The 17,047-nt window shown below is 49.8% G+C and carries 13 protein-coding genes, 2 tRNA genes and 1 pseudogene; 8 read left to right on the plus strand and 8 right to left on the minus strand.

Features of this window, described 5'->3' with window-relative positions; translation table 11 throughout:
- Nucleotides 1-127: 127 nt before the first annotated feature.
- Genes V8Z93_RS12480 through rsmA form a run of 4 tightly spaced genes read right to left on the minus strand, consistent with a single transcriptional unit; the run spans nucleotide 128 to nucleotide 3,458 of the window.
- Entirely contained in the window at nucleotides 128-1,042 is a 915-nt protein-coding gene (locus tag V8Z93_RS12480) for a helix-turn-helix domain-containing protein (RefSeq protein ID WP_299332116.1), read from the minus strand.
- Nucleotides 1,043-1,089: 47 nt separating this feature from the next.
- On the minus strand, nucleotides 1,090-2,022 hold the full coding sequence (gene rsgA, locus V8Z93_RS12485) for a ribosome small subunit-dependent GTPase A (protein WP_218412514.1): 933 nt from the start codon (nucleotides 2,020-2,022) through the stop codon (nucleotides 1,090-1,092).
- A 42-nt stretch (nucleotides 2,023-2,064) separates the two neighbouring features.
- Complete coding sequence (gene frr, locus V8Z93_RS12490; RefSeq protein ID WP_203041437.1) at nucleotides 2,065-2,625, minus strand: ribosome recycling factor; 561 nt, start codon at nucleotides 2,623-2,625, stop codon at nucleotides 2,065-2,067.
- Nucleotides 2,626-2,648: 23 nt separating this feature from the next.
- Nucleotides 2,649-3,458, minus strand: a complete 810-nt coding sequence (rsmA, locus tag V8Z93_RS12495; protein ID WP_439432858.1) for a 16S rRNA (adenine(1518)-N(6)/adenine(1519)-N(6))-dimethyltransferase RsmA — start codon at nucleotides 3,456-3,458, stop codon at nucleotides 2,649-2,651.
- Between the two features lie 221 nt (nucleotides 3,459-3,679).
- Between rsmA and V8Z93_RS12500 the strand changes: the two genes are divergently transcribed.
- The 4 genes from V8Z93_RS12500 (at nucleotide 3,680) to V8Z93_RS12515 (ending at nucleotide 9,341) form a co-directional block, all read left to right on the plus strand.
- Nucleotides 3,680-4,669 carry a lysylphosphatidylglycerol synthase transmembrane domain-containing protein gene (locus V8Z93_RS12500; RefSeq protein WP_439432859.1) on the plus strand — a complete coding sequence of 330 codons (990 nt, stop codon included), beginning with the start codon at nucleotides 3,680-3,682 and terminating at the stop codon, nucleotides 4,667-4,669.
- Nucleotides 4,670-4,688: 19 nt separating this feature from the next.
- The gene (locus V8Z93_RS12505; RefSeq protein WP_439431694.1) at nucleotides 4,689-6,152 is read left to right on the plus strand and encodes an aminoacyl-histidine dipeptidase; all 1,464 of its coding nucleotides are present in this window, start codon (nucleotides 4,689-4,691) and stop codon (nucleotides 6,150-6,152) included.
- A 330-nt stretch (nucleotides 6,153-6,482) separates the two neighbouring features.
- Nucleotides 6,483-7,409: a magnesium transporter CorA family protein gene (locus tag V8Z93_RS12510; RefSeq protein WP_439431695.1), complete on the plus strand. Its 927-nt coding sequence runs from the start codon at nucleotides 6,483-6,485 to the stop codon at nucleotides 7,407-7,409.
- 165 nt (nucleotides 7,410-7,574) lie between these two features.
- Nucleotides 7,575-9,341, plus strand: a complete 1,767-nt coding sequence (locus tag V8Z93_RS12515) for a DUF349 domain-containing protein (protein ID WP_439431696.1) — start codon at nucleotides 7,575-7,577, stop codon at nucleotides 9,339-9,341.
- A 435-nt stretch (nucleotides 9,342-9,776) separates the two neighbouring features.
- Here V8Z93_RS12515 and V8Z93_RS12520 read toward each other — a convergent pair.
- Nucleotides 9,777-9,847, minus strand: a tRNA-Gln gene (locus V8Z93_RS12520).
- Nucleotides 9,848-9,882: 35 nt separating this feature from the next.
- Nucleotides 9,883-9,953: transfer RNA gene (locus V8Z93_RS12525), tRNA-Gln, on the minus strand.
- 202 nt (nucleotides 9,954-10,155) lie between these two features.
- Between V8Z93_RS12525 and rsfS the strand changes: the two genes are divergently transcribed.
- Genes rsfS through V8Z93_RS12540 form a run of 3 tightly spaced genes read left to right on the plus strand, consistent with a single transcriptional unit; the run spans nucleotide 10,156 to nucleotide 13,582 of the window.
- Entirely contained in the window at nucleotides 10,156-10,515 is a 360-nt protein-coding gene (rsfS, locus tag V8Z93_RS12530; protein ID WP_203041441.1) for a ribosome silencing factor, read from the plus strand.
- Between the two features lie 47 nt (nucleotides 10,516-10,562).
- Complete coding sequence (gene ftsH / locus V8Z93_RS12535; RefSeq protein WP_439431697.1) at nucleotides 10,563-12,707, plus strand: ATP-dependent zinc metalloprotease FtsH; 2,145 nt, start codon at nucleotides 10,563-10,565, stop codon at nucleotides 12,705-12,707.
- Between the two features lie 8 nt (nucleotides 12,708-12,715).
- Nucleotides 12,716-13,582 carry a phosphatidate cytidylyltransferase gene (locus V8Z93_RS12540; RefSeq protein WP_217763867.1) on the plus strand — a complete coding sequence of 289 codons (867 nt, stop codon included), beginning with the start codon at nucleotides 12,716-12,718 and terminating at the stop codon, nucleotides 13,580-13,582.
- Between the two features lie 601 nt (nucleotides 13,583-14,183).
- Here the strand turns inward: V8Z93_RS12540 and lpxB are convergent.
- Nucleotides 14,184-15,323 (minus strand): annotated as a pseudogene (lpxB, locus tag V8Z93_RS12545) (lipid-A-disaccharide synthase); the annotation flags it as partial.
- Nucleotides 15,320-16,084: a 5'/3'-nucleotidase SurE gene (gene surE / locus V8Z93_RS12550; protein WP_218412520.1), complete on the minus strand. Its 765-nt coding sequence runs from the start codon at nucleotides 16,082-16,084 to the stop codon at nucleotides 15,320-15,322. The gene surE and the pseudogene lpxB, both read right to left, overlap by 4 nt.
- Before the next feature lie 154 nt (nucleotides 16,085-16,238).
- Between surE and V8Z93_RS12555 the strand changes: the two genes are divergently transcribed.
- Complete coding sequence (locus tag V8Z93_RS12555; protein WP_203041446.1) at nucleotides 16,239-17,003, plus strand: ParA family protein; 765 nt, start codon at nucleotides 16,239-16,241, stop codon at nucleotides 17,001-17,003.
- Nucleotides 17,004-17,047 lie beyond the last annotated feature (44 nt).

Consider the following 17,047-nt stretch of genomic DNA (forward strand, 5'->3'; position numbering starts at 1 on the left):
TCTTCATTTTCAAGTAATTTCAGTTCAGTTCTTATTCTTGTCTTTTCTATCTCTCTTTTACTTCTGTTATTTTACTGTTTCTTATATTATTTTGCCTGTTTCTTCTATTTATGAATCTCTCCGTTCATTATTTCTTTCTGACACTTTCACGGTATTTCAGCGGTGACGTATGCAGATGCTCCCTCACATACTTGCCGAAGAACGAAGTGTTGGAGAAGCCCAGAATGCACGATACTTCCTTGATAGACATGGAGGTGGAGCGCAGATAGTACGTAATATCTGCCAGGGTGTATTCCGTAATCCAGTCGATAGCCGTCTTACCAGAATGGCGCTTGCAGATGATGGAGAGATACTTGGGCGTGATGCAGAGCTGGCGGGCGAAATACTCCACCGGGCGATGCTTGATGTCCTCCTGCTGCAGATTCTCAAGAAACTTGTCGAAGAGTTCGATGGTGCTGGAGTTCAAATCGTCTGCCGACATATCCTCGAGCAGCATGTTGCTCACCGCCAACAAGGCGCTCTTGAGCAGCGTCTCCACTATCTCGCGGCGATAGGGCTTCCACGAGGTGCGCTCGCTGAAGCTGGTGTCGAGGCAGAGGCGCACCAGTTCGGTGAACTTGGCGTAGAACTTCATATCCACCTCGTTCATCTTCAGTACCAGTACCTTGCTCACATACATGGCGCGGTTCCACACCGAGATATGCGACTGAAGGATGCTGAGCAATCCATGGTTGCTTACGCACATCGCCGTGCACGCAAAATCATCCGACACCTCCTTGATGTCGAGTATGGAATTGGGCGGACTGATAAAGATGTCGCCCCTTTCTACGGAAAATTCCCGCCCGTTGAGTTCAGCCTTCAGGCTTCCCCTGTGGCAAGATGCAATCATATTCATCTGGAACCTCATCGGGTCGGGGTTCTGCAACACCTTGACATTGTCGATAATCAAGATATCCTCGTCGAGATAGCTGGCGCTGATCTCGGCACTCTGCGCAAACTCACCTTCCTCGATGCGCTGCTTCACGTCCTTCTGTTCTTTCATTAATACGGTTTTAAAATCTTCATTCTTCGTTCTTCACTCTTCACTTTCTAGAACGCTTCCCTGTACTTATTTTCATCCTTATCCTCCAGCATGGAGAGATAGCTCTGGTAGCGGCTGGCTGCAATGTAATGGTTCTCCACTGCCTTGATGACGGCACAGCCAGGTTCGTGGGTGTGGGTGCAGTCGGAGAACTTGCAGTCTTGCGAGAACTTGAATATCTCCTTGAAGTAGCTGGTGAGTTCCTCCTTCTCGATATCGAAGGTTCCGAAGCCCTTGATGCCCGGAGTATCGATGAGATAGCCGCCCTCAGGCAGGTCGAGCATCTCGCTGAAGGTGGTGGTGTGCATTCCGCTGTTGTGCGCCTCGCTGATTTCGGCGGTGCGCTGGGCAGCATCGGGGATAAGCTGGTTGATGAGCGTGGATTTTCCCACGCCGCTGTTGCCGCTGAGCAGAGACTTCTTGTCCTTGATGAGCGGGCGCAGTTCGTCTACTCCTTCACCTGTGGCTGCAGAGATTTCCACACACTTGTATCCGATGGTTTCATAGAGGGTGCGCATCATCTTCTCGTAGTGCAGCTCTTGCTCGGAGAGCAGGTCGCACTTGTTGAACACGATGATGACAGGCACTCTGTATGCTTCAGCTCCGGCCAGGAAGCGGTCGATGAAGGTGGTGGATGTCTCCGGATAGTTCACGGTAACCACGAGCAGTGCCTGGTCTACGTTGGCTGCCAGGATATGACTCTGCTTGCTGAGGTTAGGTGATTTTCGGATGATGTAGTTGCGGCGGTCTTCGATGGAAGAGATGAAGGCGGTGCCTTCCTGGTTGGTGATGAGCTGCACGTAGTCGCCCACCGCCACGGGGTTGGTGCTGCGGATTCCCTTCAATCGGAAATTGCCTTTTATCTTGCTTTCAATCAGCTGGCCATCGTCAGTCTTGACGGTGTACCAGCTGCCTGTATTCTTAATAACGAGTCCTCTCATTATCACATACTAATAATGTAATCCTAAAAAGGGTGAGCCTTTCTAGACTGTCATGATTTCCTTTTCCTTCTCGTCCATCAAACCTTCGAGCTGCTTGATGTACTTGTCGTGAAGCTTCTGCAAATCATTCTCTGCATCCTTCTCCAAGTCCTCAGAAAGACCATCCTTGATAGCCTTCTTCAGCTTCTCCTTCACCTCCTGGCGCACGTTGCGAACCTCAATCTTGGCACGCTCGGCAATCTTGTTACACTGCTTAACCAGCTCCTTGCGGCGCTCGCCAGTAGGCTGAGGAATACCGAGGCGAACAATCTCGCCATTGTTCTCAGGAGTAATACCCACACCGCTATCCATGATAGCCTTCTCGATGTCCTTGATGGCCTTCTTGTCCCAAGGGCGGATGGCGATGGTACGCGCATCAGGAGTTGTTACGGTGGCTACCTGGTTCAGAGGAACCATGCTGCCATAGCTGTTAACACGCACGCCGTCGAGGATTGCTACGTTGGCGCGACCTGCACGGATATGAGAGAGTTCTTCTGCGAGATACATTGCAGCCATCTCCATACGCTCTGCTGCAGAATTCAAAGTTTCTTTTACGTCGATCATAGTCTGTATATTTTTATTTTTTATTATTTTATTAATTCCAATCTTTTGAGTTCCTCGCCCACATAGTTGGTAAGTTCCACAAACTGCGGGATGCTGAGCTGCTCGGGGCGCTTGGTCATGATGTCGGTGGTGTAGAAATCAGCGCGAGGGGTTACACCCGGAAACATCTGCTTCAAGCTCACGCGCAGCATCTTGCGGCGCTGGTTGAACACGGTCTTCACCAGTCGCTTGAAGAGCTTCTCATCGCAACCCAGGTCGGTCACCTTGTTGCGGGTCATGCGGATTACGGCACTCTTTACCTTTGGAGGTGGATTAAACACGCCCTCGTCTACGGTAAAGAGATACTCCACATCGTACCATGCCTGGATGAGCACGCTGAGGATGCCATACGCCTTGTTGCCTGGCTCGGATGCCATACGCAGCGCCACTTCTCGCTGAATCATGCCGGTGCAGCAAGGAATGAGATCCTTGTAGTCGAGCATCTTGAAGAAAATCTGCGAGGAGATGTCGTAAGGGTAATTGCCCGTGAGCACAAACTGCTTTCCGTCGAATATCTGGTTGAGGTCCATTCTCAGAAAGTCCTCTCCGATGATATTGTCCTTCAACTGAGGGAAGTTTTCGTGCAGATAGGCCACCGACTCTGAGTCGATTTCCACCGCCTTCACGAGGCGTGGCTTCTCTACGAGATATTGCGTAAGCACACCCATTCCCGGTCCGATTTCGAGCACGGGAATATCAGGGCAGGCATCCACCGTATCGGCGATGCGCTTGGCTATGTTGAGGTCAGTAAGGAAGTGCTGACCCAGATTTTTCTTTGGCTTTACAGCTTTCATCATTCTCTATCTGTTTCCGACCTTTCGGTCTGTTTGTTATTTCTTACTATATATATTTTGCAAAAATACGATTATTTTTCGAGAAATCATCGCTTAGATGCGATTTTTTTTATCTTTTATATAAAAAAGAGGAAATAAAAAGGGGCAGAAGCGTTTATTTATGCTAAAAATATGCAGAAACCGCACCATATAAGCGATAAAAGTATTACCTTTGCACTATGATGGAAAAGAAAAAGATAGCAAACAATATCTGGAAGGTGGCTCTCTCGCTGTTTCTGGGCGGAGCCATCCTCTACTGGATGTATCGCGGATTTGACTTCAGGCAGGTGGAGGACGTGGTGCTCCACAGGATGAGTTGGACCTGGATGCTGCTGTCGTTCCCCTTTGGCATCTCGGCACAGCTCTTCAGGGGCTGGAGATGGAAACAGGCGCTGGAACCCATCGGCGAAAAGCCCCGAAGCGGCGTCAGCATCAACTCCATCTTCATATCCTACGCCCTGAGCCTCGTTATCCCGAGATCGGGTGAATTTGCAAGATGCGCCGTGCTGAAGAGATGGGACGGAATCTCGTTTCCCAAATCGCTGGGTACGGTGGTAACGGAAAGAGCCATCGACTCGCTGCTCGTGCTGCTCATCGCCGGACTGGTGTTCCTGATGCAGATTCCCGTGTTCCTGAACTTCTTCGACAAGACGGGCACCAGCATGGACAGCATCCTGGGCAAGTTTACCGCCACGGGCTACCTGGTTACCACCATCTGCGGCGTTGCCGTGCTCATTCTGGCACACATCCTGCTCAAGAAGCTGGCTATATATAATAAGGTGAAAGCCACGCTGAGCGGACTGTGGCAGGGAGTGATTTCGCTGAAGGGCGTGAAGAACGCACCCCTCTACATCGCCTTCACCTTGGGCATCTGGCTGAGTTATTTCCTGCATTATTACCTCACATTCCAGTGCTTCGAATCAACCAGCCACCTGAACCTGATGTGCGGACTGGTTACCTTCATCGTGGGAAGCATCGCCGTGGTGGTTCCTACGCCCAACGGAGCGGGTCCCTGGCATTTCGCCGTGAAGACGATGCTCATCCTCTACGGCATCCAGCAGAACGACGCACTCTACTTCGTGCTCATCGTGCACTCCGTACAGACGCTGCTCGTCATCCTGCTGGGCATTTACGCCTGGATAGCCCTGGCGTTTACAAGAAAAAAACATTAACATTTTAAATAAAGATATTATGGCTGACATTAAGAATCTAAGTCCAGTTGAAATCTGGCGCAACTTCGACAAGTTGACACAAGTTCCACGTCCATCAGGACATTTGGAGAAAATTCAGGCTTATTTGCTCGACTGGGCAAAGGAGGCTGGCGTAGAAGCTTTCCAGGATGCTGCTGGAAACATCGTGATGCGCAAACCTGCTACTCCAGGCATGGAGAACAGAAAGGGCGTTATCATGCAGGCACACATGGACATGGTGCCTCAGAAGGCTCCTGAGAGCAACCACGACTTCGAGAACGACCCTATCGAAACCATCATCGATGGCGACTGGGTACGTGCCAACAAGACTACACTGGGTAGCGACGACGGTCTGGGCGTGGCTACTATCATGGCTGTGATGGAGTCTAAGGACTTGCAGCACGGACCTGTAGAGGGTCTCATCACCGCAGACGAGGAGACAGGCATGTATGGTGCCAACGATCTGCCTGAGGGCGAACTGAACGGAGAGATCCTCTTGAACCTCGACACAGAGGTATGGGGCGAGTTCGTAATCGGAAGTGCCGGCGGTATCGACATCACAGCAACACTCGACTATAAGGAGGTGGAGACAGACAAGGAAGATGCAGCCGTAAAGGTTACCCTGAAGGGATTGAAGGGCGGTCACTCAGGCATTGAGATCAACGAGGGCAGAGCCAACGCCAACAAGTGCATGGTTCGCTTCGTTCGTGAGGCTATCTCCGAGCTCGACGCACGCCTGGCTTCATGGAAGGGCGGCAACATGCGCAACGCCATCCCATTCCAGGCAGAGGTGGTATTGACTCTGCCAAAGGAGAACGTAGAGGCCTTGAACGACATGGTAGCTGACTGGAAGGACGAGTTCTGCGATGAGTTCAACGGCATTGAGAATGTCGAGAACATCGAGTTCTTCACCGAGAACGTAGAAACTCCAGCCACAGAGGTTCCTGCCGAGATTCAGGACAACCTGGTAGACGCCATCTTTGCTTGCCACGACGGCGTATTGCGCATGGCTCCATCCATGCCTGACATCGTAGAGACATCATCTAACCTCGCCATCATCGAAATAGGCGGCGGCAAGGCTGCCATCAAGATTCTGGCACGTTCTAGCCACGAGTATTACAAGATGTATCTGGCTACCATGATGGAGAGCTGCTTCAACATGGCTGGCATGAAGGTAGAGTTCAGCGGCGCTTACGGCGGCTGGAACCCTAACCCAAAGAGCGACATTCTGGAGCATGTATTGAAGGTGTACAAGGAGCAGAACGGCAAGGACGGCGTGGTTCAGGCTGTTCATGCGGGATTGGAGTGCTCTATCATCCTGGGCAAGTATCCTAACCTGGATGTAGTATCATTCGGTCCTACCCTGCTCAGCCCTCACACTGCCAACGAGCGCTGCCAGATTAGCTGCGTGGCTCCATTCTGGAACCTGATGAAGCAGCTGCTTGCCGAGATTCCTACCAAGTAAAGAAGGAAGAAATTACAAAAAGATTAAAAAAGGAAGCCGGGAAAGAATTTTCTCGGCTTTTTTGTCCCTTTTCTCAATAAAAATCATTATCTTTGCACCCGATTTCGCAAGCACTGTAATATCTGCTAAGAAATGCAGCACAGCCCACTTGCATAAGTTTCATCAAATTAATAACAAAATGGACGATTATCACGCGGAGAACAATTATGAATTGTAGGCGTGGAGATTCAGCATTCAGAAAACAGCCCCGGAAATGACCGATAGGGGCAGAAAATCCAACCGCTAATCTCCATACCCAAACGTTTATTATTTTTTGGAGATTAGCAAACAATGAAGACATACTGGAACATAGACAAGACTCTGTCTCCACTCAACGAGTGGCAGCCAAACTGCTGGATACAAGTAACATGTCCAACTGATGAAGACCAGCGCCTGCTGGAAGAAGAATTCAAAATCCCTGATTATTTCCTTTCGGATATCAGCGATACTGATGAGCGTGCCCGCTACGAATACGATGATGGCTGGATGCTCATCATTCTCCGTATCCCCTACGTCAAGGAAATACGCAGCCGCACTCCTTACACCACCGTGCCGCTGGGCATCATCCACAAGCGCGACGTAACCATCACCGTATGCTTCTACGAAACCAACATGATGATTGATTTCGTGAGCTTTCAGCAAAAACGCGGCGAGGGTTTCACCGACTACGTGGACATGATTTTCCGCCTCTTCCTCTCGTCGGCCGTATGGTATCTGAAGCGATTGAAGCAGATCAACTCGCTCATCGAGAAGGCGAAGCGCAATCTGGATCATGGCGTGAACAACGAGAGCCTGATAGGACTGAGCCGCCTGCAAGACTCCCTCACCTACTTCATCACCTCTATCCGAGGCAACGAAAACCTGCTCTCGAAGTTGAAGTTCAAGCTGCAGGTGGACGAATTGGATGCCGACCTCATCGAAGACGTGAACATCGAGATGACGCAGGCGAGAGAGACCACCAGCATCTATTCCGACATTCTGGAATCAACGATGGACACCTATTCGAGCATCATCAATAACAACATGAACACCACGATGCGAACCCTGACCAGTATCAGTATCGTGATGATGTTGCCAACGCTGATATCCTCCTTCTTCGGCATGAACCTGGTGAACGGCATGGAAGAAAGTCCCTACGGATTTGCCCTCGCCCTGGTGATTTCGTTTGTTGTATCCGGACTCACTTGGGGCTTCCTAAGATACAAAAGACTGCTCTAAAAGGCTTTCTACATATAAAAAACATTAAAAAAATCGGATATCTTGACGGATATTCGATTTTTTTGTTTAAGTTTGCACAATATTATAACATTAAATTTGTGGCCGTCTCGCGCAAGGCACGACAAGCGACCAAAGAAACTCGAATCATAAACTAAACAAAGTGACATGATGGACTCTCAAGAAAAAGCTCTGTTTCAACAGAGCGCCCTGGAAGAACCTGCCAAGAAGGCTTACGCCACCAAGCAGGAAGTACTCGAAAGAGTAAAAGAAATTGCCCACAGTGCAGAGGCTCCTAACAAGGAGGAACTCGACAACCTGAAGACAACGTTCTACAAGATTCATCTCGCCGAGAGAGATGCTCAGATGAAGGAGTATCTCGCAGCAGGTGGTGACCCTGAGAAGTACGTTCTCTTACCTGATGACACAGAGGAAGCCTTTAAGGCGGAAATGCAGATCATCAAGGAAAAAAGAGCGAAAATCTTCCTGCAACAGGAAGAGGAAAAGCAGGAGAACCTGGCGAAGAAACTTGAGATTATCGAAAAGATAAAAGCCATGGCTACCTCGCCTGAGGAGGCCAACAATTCATATCAGGAATTCAAGAACCTGCAGCAGGAATGGAAAGAAATCAAGGCGATTCCTGCAGACAAGGCTAACGAGGTGTGGAAGAACTACCAGCTATACGTGGAGCAGTTCTACGACCTGCTGAAGCTCAACAACGAGGCGCGCGAGTACGACTTCAAGAAGAATCTGGAGGCGAAGACCAAGCTGTGTGAGGCTGCCGAAAAACTGGCTGAAGAGCCAGACGTTATCTCTGCCTTCCACAAGTTGCAGGACTTGCATCAGGAGTACCGCGAAATCGGTCCTGTAGCCAAGGATCTGCGCGAGTCTATCTGGACCCGCTTCAAGAATGCCAGCACCGTGATCAACAAGAAGCACCAGCAGCATTTTGAGGATCTGCGCGCCAAGGAAGAGGATAACCTCGCCAAGAAGACTGCCCTCTGCGAGAAGATTGAGGCTATCAACCTCAAGGAGAACAAGCAGGCTAATGACTGGGAGGAGGCTACCAAGACCATCATCGAAATTCAGGGCGAATGGAAGAAGATAGGCTTTGCTCCTCAGAAGATGAACGTGAAGATTTTCGAGCGCTTCCGCATCGCCAACGATGAGTTCTTCAGCAAGAAAGCAGAATTCTTCAAGACCATCAAGAGCCAGTATGCCGAGAACCTGGAGAAGAAGCAGAAGCTGGTGGAGAAGGCTAAGGCTTTAGCCGACAGCACCGACTGGAAGAAAACAGGCGACAAGCTGGTTCAGCTTCAGAAAGAATGGAAGACCGTGGGCTTCGTGCCTCGCAAACAGGGCGACCAGCTCTGGAAGGAATTCCTGTCTGCCTGCAACAAGTTCTTTGATGCCCGCAACAAGGAAAATGCAGGCACAAGAAACGAGGAGCACGCTAATCTCGAAAAGAAGCGCAGCATCATTGCCCAGCTCAAGGATTTGGCTGAGAACCCTTCTGTAGACGGTTTCCAGAAGAAAATGCAGGATTTCATCGCCCAGTATAATGCCGTGGGTCATGTTCCTTTCAAGGAGAAAGACAAGCTCTATAAGGAGTATCACGACGTGATGGACAAGCTCTACAAGCATCTGCGTTCCAACAATGCCAAGCGCCACATGAACAACTTCAAGAGCAATCTGAAGAGTGTAGCTGAGAAGGGAGCCAACGCTTTGGACAACGAGCGTGGCAAGCTGTTGCGCCGCTACGACCAGCTGCGTGCAGAGATTACTACCTACGAGAACAACCTCGGTTTCCTCAATGCAGCAAGCAAGAAGGGTAACAGCCTCGTAGAGGAGATGAACCGCAAAGTAGAGAAGCTGAAGGAAGACTTGAAGCTCGTAAAGGAGAAAATCAAGGCTATCGATGCTGAAAACAAGTAATAGAATTCATTGAATTCATTGAAATTATATAAGAGGATGTGTCATAAGTCCATGACACACCCTCTTTTTCATTTCTTTACCGATTTTCTTCATCGGATTACGCGGAGTTAACGGAACATTCTTGCTTCACGGATTACGCACGGAATTTAAACGGATTTGGCCTTACGGCCATTGGGCTAGCGCCGTATAGGCTGGTTTTTTCCAGCTTTAGGGGGTATCGCCACGACCGCCAGGTCGAGTTTCCGTTTAAAATCCGTGAGTAATCCGAGGAAGGCGGTTAAGGTTCCGTTTATTCCGCGTAATCCGATGAATAATGACACACCCTCTTTATTGTATCATGAAATAATAACCCTCGATTTTATAGTATTATGAAATAATCATTCTGGGGGTATAAACAAAAAAAAAAGCATCTTTCGAATGAAAGATGCTCACTAGTTGGGATACCCGGACTCGAACCAGGAATGACAGGACCAGAATCTGTAGTGTTACCATTACACCATATCCCAATTTTGCTTTTAAGACAACCATTTAAAAGATGAAGTTGGGATACCCGGACTCGAACCAGGAATGACAGGACCAGAATCTGTAGTGTTACCATTACACCATATCCCAATATCATTGCAACTTCATCAGGTTGATTTCTCAATTGCGAGTGCAAAGGTACAACTTTTTTTTGAATCACCAAAATTTTTCGGCACTTTTTTTTTAAAATATCTCAATTTTTTCTATTTTTCATGGGTTTTTCGGGTATTTAGCGTATCTTTGTACCATAATTACATATAATAAGGTAGAAAATAAAAACAAGAAAGAATTAATGAACACAGTTAAACAACTCGTAGAGACTATTAAAGAAGGTATACAAGAGAAAAAAGGTCAAGATATCGTAATCGCCGACCTCAGTGAAATGGATGGCACCATCGCCAAATACTTCGTCATCTGCCAGGGCGGATCCCCTACCCAGGTGGAAGCTATCGCAGAATCGGTGGGCGACATGTGCCGCAAGAACCTCGGCGAAAAGCCGGTCAACGTGGCCGGACTCGGCAACGACCAGTGGGTAGCGATGGATTTCGTGGACGTGCTCGTCCATATCTTCCTGCCAGAAGTTCGTGCCTATTACGACCTGGAGCACCTGTGGGCTGACGCAAAGCTCATCCATGTTCCAAATCTCGACTAACCATCGGGGGCCGATACATTACCATTGCATACAAAAAAATATAATATATGAATCAAAGCAACAATTTAAACAACCCGGGCGGAGGAAATGGTCCTAAGATGCCTAGGTTTAACATGAATTGGCTCTACACCATCATCCTCATAGCGCTCATCGCGCTGTTCTTCAGTGGTGGTGGAGATGCCTTGGGCGGAAGCGCAGCCAAGGAAGCTACCTACACCGAGTTCAAGCAATACGTGGACAAGGGCTACGTGCTCAGCGTGGTGGCAAACAAGACTGAGAGTAACCTCAAGATATACATCAACCCAAAATATACGCGCGATGTATATAAGCTGAGTGCCCAGAGCGTGGGTCCTAATCCATACGTAAAAGTACAGTTCGGATCCGTCGACGAAGTTGACCGCTACGGCAACTTGATGGTGAAAGAAGGAAAAATCCGTTCCTTCAGTTATGACAACCAGAAGGACAACGACTTCTGGAGTCTCATCGTGAGCCTCGCCCCACTGCTTCTCTTCTTCTTCTTCATCTACTGGATGTCGGGCAGAATGGGCAACGGAATGAGCAACATGGGCGGTGGCATCTTCAACGTAGGAAAGAGCAAGGCGAAGATGTATGAGAAGGGAAATGCCATCGGCATTACCTTCAAGGACGTTGCCGGACAGGAAGGTGCCAAGCAGGAAGTACAGGAAATCGTGGATTTTCTGAAGAATCCGCAGAAATACACCGACTTGGGTGGTAAGATTCCTAAGGGCGCCCTGCTCGTAGGTCCTCCGGGAACCGGTAAGACTCTTCTGGCGAAGGCTGTGGCTGGCGAGGCTGGTGTGCCTTTCTTCTCAATGAGCGGTTCCGACTTCGTGGAAATGTTTGTCGGCGTAGGTGCATCGCGTGTGCGCGACCTCTTCCGCCAGGCAAAGGAGAAATCTCCTAGCATCATCTTCATCGATGAGATCGACGCCGTGGGTCGTGCCCGCAGCAAAAACCCAGCCATGGGTGGCAACGATGAACGTGAGAATACGCTCAACGCCCTGCTCACAGAGATGGATGGTTTCGGCACCAACAGTGGTGTAATTATCCTGGCTGCCACCAACCGTGTGGACATGCTCGACAGTGCCCTGCTCCGCGCAGGCCGTTTCGATCGAGAAATCCACGTAGATCTTCCTGGCTTGAACGAGCGCAAGGCCATCTTCCTGGTTCACCTCAAGCCTATTAAGATTGACGAGACCGTGGATGTAGATTTGCTGGCACGCCAGACTCCAGGCTTCTCGGGGGCAGATATTGCGAATGTCTGCAACGAGGCAGCCCTCATCGCAGCCCGCCACAACAAGAAGGCGGTTTGCAAGCAGGATTTCCTTGACGCCGTAGATAGAATTGTAGGCGGATTGGAGAAGAAGACCAAGGTAATGACTGCCGATGAGAAGCGCAGCATCGCCCTTCACGAGGCGGGTCACGCTACCATTTCATGGTTCTGCCAGTATGCCAACCCACTGATCAAGGTAACCATCGTACCTCGTGGTCAGGCACTCGGTGCAGCCTGGTATCTGCCAGAAGAGCGTCAGATTACCACCAAGGAACAGATGCTCGACGAGATGTGCTCACTGATGGGTGGTCGTGCCGCCGAGGAACTCTTCACCGGTCATATTTCCTCCGGAGCGATGAACGACCTGGAGCGTGCTACCAAGAGTGCCTACGGCATGGTGGCTTACCTGGGTATGAGCAAGAGCCTGCCAAACATCTGCTATTACAACCAGAACGAGTATTCGTTCCAGCGTCCATACTCAGAGACTACAGCCCGCGAGATAGACAAGGAGGTGCTGCAGATGGTGAACGAGCAATACACCCGTGCCAAGAACATCCTGATGGAGCACAAGGAGGGTCACAATGCCCTTGCCGAACTGCTGATTCAGAAAGAGGTGATCATGGCAGAGGATGTGGAGCACATCTTCGGCAAGCGTCCATGGCTGAGCCGCTCGCAGGAAATCATGGAAGACGAGCAGCCTAAGATTGACGACGCCGTGAAGGACATGCCTGAGGTTCAGGCTGCCATCAAGGATCACGAAGAGGCAAAGAAGCAGGCTGAAGAGGATGCTTCTGAAACTTCTTCTGAGAATTCTTCCAAGGATAATACTTCTGAGAATTCTCCTAAGGATGCTTCAGTGACCAAGACTTCTGAAAACGAGAAAAATAACGAAAAATAGGAAAACCTATGACTGACAAACAGAAAAATCTAGTGATAAGATCCATCACAGGCGTACTCTTCGTCGCCTGTATGGTATCTTGCTTCCTGAATCCAAGGGCAATGGTATTCCTCTTCGCCCTGATTACAGGACTGAGCATTTGGGAGTATTGCGGACTGGTAAACCAGAAGGAAGACATCTGCGTGAACCGCTTCATCACCACCGTGGCAGGTGTATATTTCTTCCTTGCCGTGGCAGGTTTCCGCACAGGCATCGTGAGCAACTTCGTGGTATTCGTACCTTATCTGCTCACCATCGTGTATCTTTTCATTGCAGAGCTCTACACGGGCAACAAGAATGCCATCAACGACTGGGCCTACACCATGCTTCCACAGATGTATATTGCCCTACCATTCTCGATGATTAACGTTTTGGCATTCGAGACTTCAGCATTCGACGGCCAGATACATTATGACATGCTCTTGCCTTTGAGCATCTTCATCTTCCTCTGGACCAATGATACGGGTGCCTACTGCAGCGGTTCGCTTTTCGGCAAACACAAGCTGTTTCCCCGCATCAGTCCGGCAAAGAGTTGGGAGGGCAGCATCGGCGGCGGCATTTTCGTGATTATCGCAGCCATCATCATCGGTTACATTGCCAATGATGGTGCAGCCCATCGCCTGAGCATTCCTGGCTGGGTGGGTCTTGGAGTGGTTGTAGCCTTCTTCGGCACCTGGGGCGACCTGGTAGAGAGTCTCTTCAAGCGTACGCTGGGCGTAAAGGATAGCGGCACCATCCTGCCAGGTCATGGTGGTATGCTCGACCGTTTCGATTCATCGCTCATGGCAATACCGGCAGCGGTGATTTACCTCTACAGTCTCCAACTTTTCGGATAAAAACAATAAAAAATCGCAGCTCGCCCCTTCTGGGTGTGCTGCGATTTTTATTATAACATTACTCAAGTTTCGCATGTAAGCTCCACACGCCCTGAAAGGGCAGAAGCCCCTAGCCCAGGGCATCGCCCTGGGTTATTATGGACGCAACCCTGTCGCCCTGTAAGGGCAAAAGCTTTAAAGAACCGGGCTATTTATAAGGCTTTTGCCCTTACAGGGCGCCTTGCTGATTGCTTTTATACCCAGGGCGTTGCCCTGGGCTAGGAGCTTTTGGGCCTTCAGCCCGTACTTAAACCACTTGCGAAACTTGAATAACATTATATTATTTCAGTTCTTCCTGCTGCGACTGATTGAGCTGTTCTTCTGCCAGTCGGGCACGCTCGGCTTCTTCTTCGGCAAGCCTTCTTGCCTCCTCGGCTCTTCTCCTAGCCAATTCCGCTTCTTTCTCAGCCTTCAATCTTGCAGTTTCCGCCTCCTGCTCAGCTTTCTTCTTCGCTGCTTCTGCTTCAGCCAAAGCTTTCAATCTTGCACGCTCGGCAGCCTCGGCAGCAGCCTTGGCTTCGGCTTCCGCTCTTTCTCTAGCCAATTTGAGGAGCATCTCGCGGCGCTTTACCAGCAAATCATACATGATGGCGGCAGCCTCATCTGGAGCCACCTGACCACCCAGACGATCTCTCACCTCACGATATTCCGCAAGCATGCGCTCCCTACCCTCCATACCAGGAAGAATCTGATAAAGCTGGTCGGCGATAGCATCCACCTTGAAGCGGTCGGCAAACATTTCCTGAACCACCTCCTTATCAGCTATCAGATTCACCAGCGAGATATACTTGCACGACATTATATGCTTAAACGCAAAACGAACCAGACGAGGCAATGGCGTTTCATAACAAACCACCTGAGGCACCTCGAAAAGCGCCGTTTCCAACGTTGCCGTACCACTCGTCACTAAAGCAGCCGTAGCATGGGCCAGAAGCGGATAGGTTTTGTTGCGCACCAGCTTGACAGGCGTACCCTTCAGGAACTTCTCGTAGTAAGCGTCCTCTATGGAAGGAGCTCCGGCAAGCACCATCTGGTAATCCTCAAACCGCTCAGCCACCTCAATCATTGCAGGCAGATTATCCTTGATTTCCTGCAATCGGCTTCCGGCAAGCAGAGCGATAATCGGACGATGTACGTCAAGATTATTCTCCTGACAGAATTCCAAGGCCGTCTGCTTGTAAGAAGCCCTGAACCCAGCCACTTCCTCTGCCGTAGGATTGCCCACGTAATGAATCGGATAGCGATGCTTTTTCTCAAAGAACGGAACCTCGAAAGGCAGGATGGAGAAGAGTTCGGCGATATCGCGCTTGATGCTGCGGATGCGCCATTCCTTCCACGCCCAAATCTTAGGCGAAATATAATAGTAAGCCGGAATATTCGTCTTCTTTTTCAGGAATTTAGCGATATTCAGATTGAATCCCGGATAATCTACCAAGATCACCACATCAGGTCTCCATTTCACAATATCCTCCTTGCACTTCTTCATGTTGGCAAAGATGGTGCGAAGATGCAGAAGCACAGGAACAAACCCCATATAGGCAAGCTCCTTGTAATGCTTGACACGAGTGCCTCCTTCGGCAGCCATCAAATCGCCTCCGAAGAATCTGAATTCAGCAAACTCGTCAACATTTTTTAGCGAACGCATCAACCGGCTTGCATGCAGGTCGCCACTCGCCTCTCCTACTATCAAATAATACTTCATAACTCAAACTTCTTGATCCAATCATAATCCGTGACATCAATCTTGGTTGGCGTAATGGAAATATAGCCATTGTTCACCGCCCACTGGTCAGTATCCGTAGCCTCAGGCTCATCATTACGGTAGTCGCCCACCATCCAGTAATAGTCGTAGCCGTGCGGGTGCGTGCGATGCTCCACCTCATTAATCCACGATCCATGCGTCATTCGGCAAGCCTTGAATCCCTTGAACGGAGGCTGCGCCGGGAAGTTGACATTCAAGCAGGTATATTCAGGCAAGCCCTTCTCGAGCACCATCTTCACCACCTTGAGAACACCCTCACGCAGCGGCGAGAGATCGGCATTCTCATCATAGTTACAACTGCTGAAGGCTATGCTTGGAATATGCTGCATGCATCCCTCCTTCGCCACACCCATGGTGCCCGAATAATGGTTGTTCACACTGGAGTTATCGCCATGGTTGATTCCGCCAATCACGAGGTCGGGACGGCGATGTTTCAAGAACTGGTCGAGTGCCAGCTTCACGCAGTCTACCGGTGTTCCGCTGCACGACCACACCTCCACATCCTCGCCCATGTTGTGGCGTCGCTTGAGGCGCAGCGGCGTGGTAGCCGAGAAGGCGCAGGCGAATCCGGAACGGGCACTTTCGGGAGCCACAACCAGCAGGTCGCACCAGTCCTTGAGGAAGCTCACGAGCGTTTTAATACCATTGGCATGATAGCCATCATCATTAGAAATTAACACTAAAGGTTTCTTATTTTCCATAAAAATATCTTTCTTTTTGGTGCAAAAGTACGAAAAAACCTTTAAAGTAACATATTTCTCGCATATTTTTTGTATCTTTGCCGAAAAATTCTGTGCTCGAAAGCCATTTTTAGTTCACGGGCGCACACTTTAGGTTATTATATAAACAAAAGAAATGGGAAAAATAATCGCATTAGCTAATCAGAAAGGTGGTGTCGGAAAGACCACTACGACCATCAACCTGGCAGCATCGCTCGCCACACTGGAGAAGACGGTGCTTGTCATCGACGCCGACCCGCAGGCGAACGCATCCAGCGGACTGGGCGTTAACCTTGGCGAAGTGGAATGTTCGCTCTACGAATGCATCATCGACCATGCAGACATCCGGGATGCTATCTATACCACCGACATCGACGGTCTCGACATCGTGCCAAGCCACATCGACCTCGTGGGTGCTGAGATAGAAATGCTCAACCTGAAAAATCGAGAAAGGGTCATCAAGAACCTGCTCGAACCCATCCGCAACGATTACGACTACATACTCATAGATTGCTCGCCTTCATTGGGACTCATCACCGTAAACTCGCTCACCGCAGCCGACAGCGTTGTCATCCCAGTGCAATGCGAGTATTTTGCGCTAGAAGGTATCAGCAAACTGCTCAACACCATCAAGATCATCAAGAGCAAGCTGAACCCGAAACTGGAAATAGAGGGATTCCTGCTTACGATGTACGACAGCCGCCTGCGCCTTGCCAACCAGATTTACGACGAGGTGAAGCGCCACTTCCAGGAACTGGTGTTCAAGACGGTGATTCAGCGCAACGTGAAACTGAGCGAAAGTCCGAGCCACGGACTCCCCGTCATCCTCTACGATGCAGAGAGCAACGGTGCCAGAAACCATCTGGCATTGGCGAAGGAAATTATCAACAGAAACAGTTAGGAGAAAGAAATTGAACCCTTCAGGAAAGGTAAATGTTCAAAATT

The sequence above is a fragment of the Segatella copri genome, assembly GCF_051861805.1.
GTDB lineage: Bacteria > Bacteroidota > Bacteroidia > Bacteroidales > Bacteroidaceae > Prevotella > Prevotella copri_M.

Excerpts from the sequence above, each read along its gene's own strand:
- rsfS (WP_203041441.1), top strand. The coding sequence starts at position 10,156 with ATGAACACAGTTAAACAACTCGTAGAGACTATTAAAGAAGGTATACAA.
- ftsH (WP_439431697.1), top strand. The coding sequence starts at position 10,563 with ATGAATCAAAGCAACAATTTAAACAACCCGGGCGGAGGAAATGGTCCT.
- V8Z93_RS12510 (WP_439431695.1), top strand. The coding sequence starts at position 6,483 with ATGAAGACATACTGGAACATAGACAAGACTCTGTCTCCACTCAACGAG.
- V8Z93_RS12540 (WP_217763867.1), top strand. The coding sequence starts at position 12,716 with ATGACTGACAAACAGAAAAATCTAGTGATAAGATCCATCACAGGCGTA.
- V8Z93_RS12505 (WP_439431694.1), top strand. The coding sequence starts at position 4,689 with ATGGCTGACATTAAGAATCTAAGTCCAGTTGAAATCTGGCGCAACTTC.
- V8Z93_RS12515 (WP_439431696.1), top strand. The coding sequence starts at position 7,575 with ATGATGGACTCTCAAGAAAAAGCTCTGTTTCAACAGAGCGCCCTGGAA.
- frr (WP_203041437.1), bottom strand. The coding sequence starts at position 2,625 with ATGATCGACGTAAAAGAAACTTTGAATTCTGCAGCAGAGCGTATGGAG.
- V8Z93_RS12500 (WP_439432859.1), top strand. The coding sequence starts at position 3,680 with ATGGAAAAGAAAAAGATAGCAAACAATATCTGGAAGGTGGCTCTCTCG.
- V8Z93_RS12480 (WP_299332116.1), bottom strand. The coding sequence starts at position 1,042 with ATGAAAGAACAGAAGGACGTGAAGCAGCGCATCGAGGAAGGTGAGTTT.
- V8Z93_RS12555 (WP_203041446.1), top strand. The coding sequence starts at position 16,239 with ATGGGAAAAATAATCGCATTAGCTAATCAGAAAGGTGGTGTCGGAAAG.
- rsgA (WP_218412514.1), bottom strand. The coding sequence starts at position 2,022 with ATGAGAGGACTCGTTATTAAGAATACAGGCAGCTGGTACACCGTCAAG.
- rsmA (WP_439432858.1), bottom strand. The coding sequence starts at position 3,458 with ATGAAAGCTGTAAAGCCAAAGAAAAATCTGGGTCAGCACTTCCTTACT.
- surE (WP_218412520.1), bottom strand. The coding sequence starts at position 16,084 with ATGGAAAATAAGAAACCTTTAGTGTTAATTTCTAATGATGATGGCTAT.